At 35.0% G+C, this 3913-nt stretch carries 4 protein-coding genes; all 4 read left to right on the top strand.

The genetic code is table 11. The features are described from left to right. On the top strand, positions 1–361 hold a 361-nt coding region (locus tag ABIZ51_07225), incomplete at its 5' end, for a GMP synthase (glutamine-hydrolyzing) (protein ID MEO7088565.1). Between the two features lie 93 nt (positions 362–454). Further along, positions 455–2125: a LysM peptidoglycan-binding domain-containing protein gene (locus tag ABIZ51_07220; protein ID MEO7088564.1), complete on the top strand. Its 1671-nt coding sequence runs from the start codon at positions 455–457 to the stop codon at positions 2123–2125. Then, positions 2122–3018 carry an oxygen-dependent coproporphyrinogen oxidase gene (gene hemF, locus ABIZ51_07215; GenBank protein MEO7088563.1) on the top strand — a complete coding sequence of 299 codons (897 nt, stop codon included), beginning with the start codon at positions 2122–2124 and terminating at the stop codon, positions 3016–3018. The genes ABIZ51_07220 and hemF overlap by 4 nt, the downstream gene beginning before the upstream one ends. Before the next feature lie 146 nt (positions 3019–3164). Continuing rightward, positions 3165–3913 (top strand): hypothetical protein (locus ABIZ51_07210; protein ID MEO7088562.1); only part of this gene is annotated, 749 nt, incomplete at its 3' end.

Genomic DNA, 3913 nt, shown 5'->3' with positions numbered 1-3913 from the left:
AGGATTGGCAATACGAATTCTGGGAGAAATTACGGCAGATAAAATTCGTATTTTACAAGAAGCAGATTTTATTTTTATTGAGCAACTAAAAAAATATAATTTGTACAAAGATGTTTGGCAAGCAGGGGCGATTTTTCTTCCAGTTCAATCGGTTGGTGTGATGGGCGATGAAAGAACTTACGAAAATGCGATTGCTTTGCGCGCTGTAACTTCAACGGATGGAATGACGGCAGATTGGTGTCATTTGCCGTATGAATTTTTAGGAAAAGTGTCGAACGAAATTATCAATAAAGTAAAAGGAATAAATAGAGTTGTTTATGATATCAGCTCTAAACCGCCTGCAACCATTGAATGGGAATAAAATAATTTTTAAATCAATATGCAAAATATTCAATTCGAAAAAATAATTTTTTCAAAGACAATTACGAGATTTTGTTTCGTGCTTTTTTTGTTGATGAATTTTGTTTTGCAAGCACAGCAAGTAAATCCGACAATAAAAAAAAGTACGGATTCGACCATTATTAATGGAAAAAAATATTTTTTGCACACGGTTCAAGATGGCGAATCTTTGTATGCGATTGCGAAAACGTATCAAGTGCAGATAAAAGATATTATTGCTGCGAACCCTGATGCCATTGATGGGATTAGCCCGAATGACGTATTGAAAATTCCTGCATCGCAAATAAATACTTCTACTATTACAGTAAAATTGGATAGTTCAGCGTATACGTTCCATACGGTGGTGCACGGCGAAACGTTGTATTCCCTTTCCAAACAAGGCGGAATGAGTGTGAGTGAATTCACCGAATTAAATCCAGAATCGAAAAATGGCTTAAAAACAGGCGAAATCGTTAAAATTCCGCATAAAGAATCTCCTGAGAAAATGTCGGAAACAGAAATGAAAAATGCGAATCCGGCAGTTAAAAAATATGTAAGCGAAAGCTCTCAAAAAATAACAGAACCTGCTGTAACTATTGAAAAGATGGATACAACAGCGCATAAAGTTAATTTTCCGAAAGATGGATATTTTAATATTGCTTTGTTCTTGCCATTCAATTTAGATGGAATTGATTCCATTAATGTGGATGCGATTGCCAGAGGAAATAGTACATTTCCGCCACGCACAAAAATTGCCCTTAATTTTTACGAAGGTGCTTTAATGGCAATCGATTCACTCGAAAAGCAAGGTTTTAAATGTCACGTATTTGTGTATAGTTTGGATGAAAATGACAGCTCAAAAAGGGCGGTCAAAAAAATATTTTTTCAACCCGAATTTTCAACAATGAATTTAATTATCGGACCTCTGTATTCTGTTGCTTTTAATACGGTGGAAAAATTAGCGAAAGAAAAAAATATTCCGATTGTTTCTCCTTTTATTCAGCAAAATAAAATTTTATTAGGTTATTCAAATGCCTTTAAAGCTGCGCCCTCTGGCATTACACAATTGGATGCCTTGGCGACGTACGCAGCAGAAAATGACGCGGATCAAAATATTATTATCATTAAAAATGACAACAACCAAAACAATACAAATGCTGATTTATTCAAAAATAAATTTTCGTCAACATTGAAAAATACACACGCAGAAATCAATGTGGCAAATTTTATTTCGAAGGATTTTAGTGGAGTGAAAAAATATTTTTCGGGTACTAAAAAAAATGTGGTGGTGATGCTTTCGCAAGATCAAGCGTACGTTACTAATTTTCTGAATTCCTTGGAAAATGAGAGCGGAAAAGACAGTGTGATTTTACTTTGTTTGCATGCTGTACAAGGTTTTGATAATCTGGATTTGACGTATTTGAACAATTTACAATTTCATTTTCCAGCGAATTATTTTGTGAATTATTCGGATAACAACACGAAAATTTTTATTGAAAACTATCGCGAAAAATATTTAACAGATCCGGATCGTTACGTCTATCAAGGCTTTGATGTAACTTATTATTGTTTAACTGCTTTGAAAAATTATGGCACTGATTTTATGGAAGAACTTCCGCAAATTAAAATGCAAGGTATTCAAACTTCTTTTGATTTTTACAAAACTTCGCTGGAAAGCGGTTACGAAAACAAAGCGGTTTATATTCTCGAATATAAAAATTTTGAAATAATAAAAGCGACAAAATGATAACGAAAGATATTATTTCTTCTTTCTTTAAAACACTTCAAAACGACATTTGTTCGGCACTTGAAAAAGCCGATGAAAAAAATAATTTTTCAGAAGAGATTTGGCAGCGAGAAGGTGGCGGAGGCGGATGTTCACGCGTTATCCAAGATGGAAAAGTAATTGAAAAAGGCGGCGTTAATTTTTCGGCGGTACACGGTAAGCTTCCTGAAAATATTCAACATGCTTTAAAATTAAAAGCGCCCGGATTTTACGCTACGGGAATTTCCATTATTATACACCCTCAAAATCCGATGGTGCCTATTATTCACGCTAATTTGCGTTATTTCGAGACCGACGAAGGCAAAAATTGGTTTGGTGGAGGAATTGATTTAACGCCGCATTATATTGTGAAAGAAGATGCGCGTTTTTTTCATCAGCAATTAAAAAAAGTGTGTGATGAACACGATACGTCTTATTATCCTAAATTTAAAAAAGAAGCGGACGATTATTTTTTTATTCCACATCGGAATGAAACAAGAGGTATTGGCGGAATTTTTTTCGACCATTTAGTGGAAACTGAAAATACATCTCAAAAAGATATTTTCGAATTTGTGAAAGCTATTGGAAATAGTTTTATTCCTATTTATGGACATCTCATCGAAAAAAATAAAAATATTCCTTTTACAGAAAAACAAAAACAATGGCAATTGTTGCGAAGAGGTAGGTATGTAGAATTTAATTTGGTGTATGACAAAGGCACTAAATTTGGCTTGGACACGGCAGGTCGGATTGAATCAATTTTAGTGAGTTTACCCAAAAATGCTTCTTGGTTGTACAATTTTATCCCCGAAAAAAATTCTCCAGAAGAAAAAACCTTAGATCTTTTGAAAAAAGGCTTGAACTGGGCAACCTAAGGCTAAGTAATTTATAATGAGTAAGATTGTTTGTAACTTGTTTAGGAAATAGATGAAGGAAAACTTGCTTTTTCCTAAAATGCTTCCTACATTGGCAACCTGAAAGAAGATTTGTTACGTTTGAAAAACAAATAAAAAACAGGATTATGATAAGAAAATTACGCTCCAATTATCCAAACACAACACTGAGAAATATTTTTTCATTGTTGTTTGTTTTGTTTCTCATTAACTCAGCAATTGCGCAGGAATTCAGTACTGCCGATTTAGTTGGTTTTGATGCAAACAAAGCCTTGAAAGAGGTGGGTAAAAAAGGAATTCCAGAAAATGATACTGCCAGTTATATTCATTACAAAAAAATGCAGTTTGTTGGTAAAAAACATGGTACTTGGAATCTCAGAATGCCAAATCCTCCTACTTCTTTAGCGGCGTGTAATAATGTGGATTTCGAAACGGGAACTTTTGCAGGATGGACAGGAATAACGGGGTCAAATGCTGCAGGAAATACTCTGCCAATTGTTACGGGCTCTCCGGTCGCTGGTATTGTAGCAGGTTGGCAAACAATAGTAACGGCTGGTACAGATCCTTATGGTTTATTTCCCATGGTATATGCAGGTACATATTCCGCCAAATTAGGAGATACGCGAGCCAACTATCAGGAAGAAAGCATTCAGCAAACATTTGCGGTTACTGCTGCCAATACTAATTTTACGTATGCTTATGCTGTTGTACTACAGGATGGCGGTCATGCCCCAATAGATCAGCCTTTTTTTGATGTTGATATGAAGAATCAAGCGGGTGCTGAAATTACATGCGCTAATTATTTTGTTGCTGCGAGCGCCGGTATTACTGGTTGGCAAACTTCTACACTTGATAATACAGTGCATTTCAAAACTTG

The sequence above is a fragment of the Bacteroidia bacterium genome (assembly GCA_039924845.1).
In the GTDB taxonomy this organism is placed as follows: Bacteria; Bacteroidota; Bacteroidia; order DATLTG01; family DATLTG01; genus DATLTG01.
This window is presented reverse-complemented; position numbering and strand designations above follow the sequence as displayed.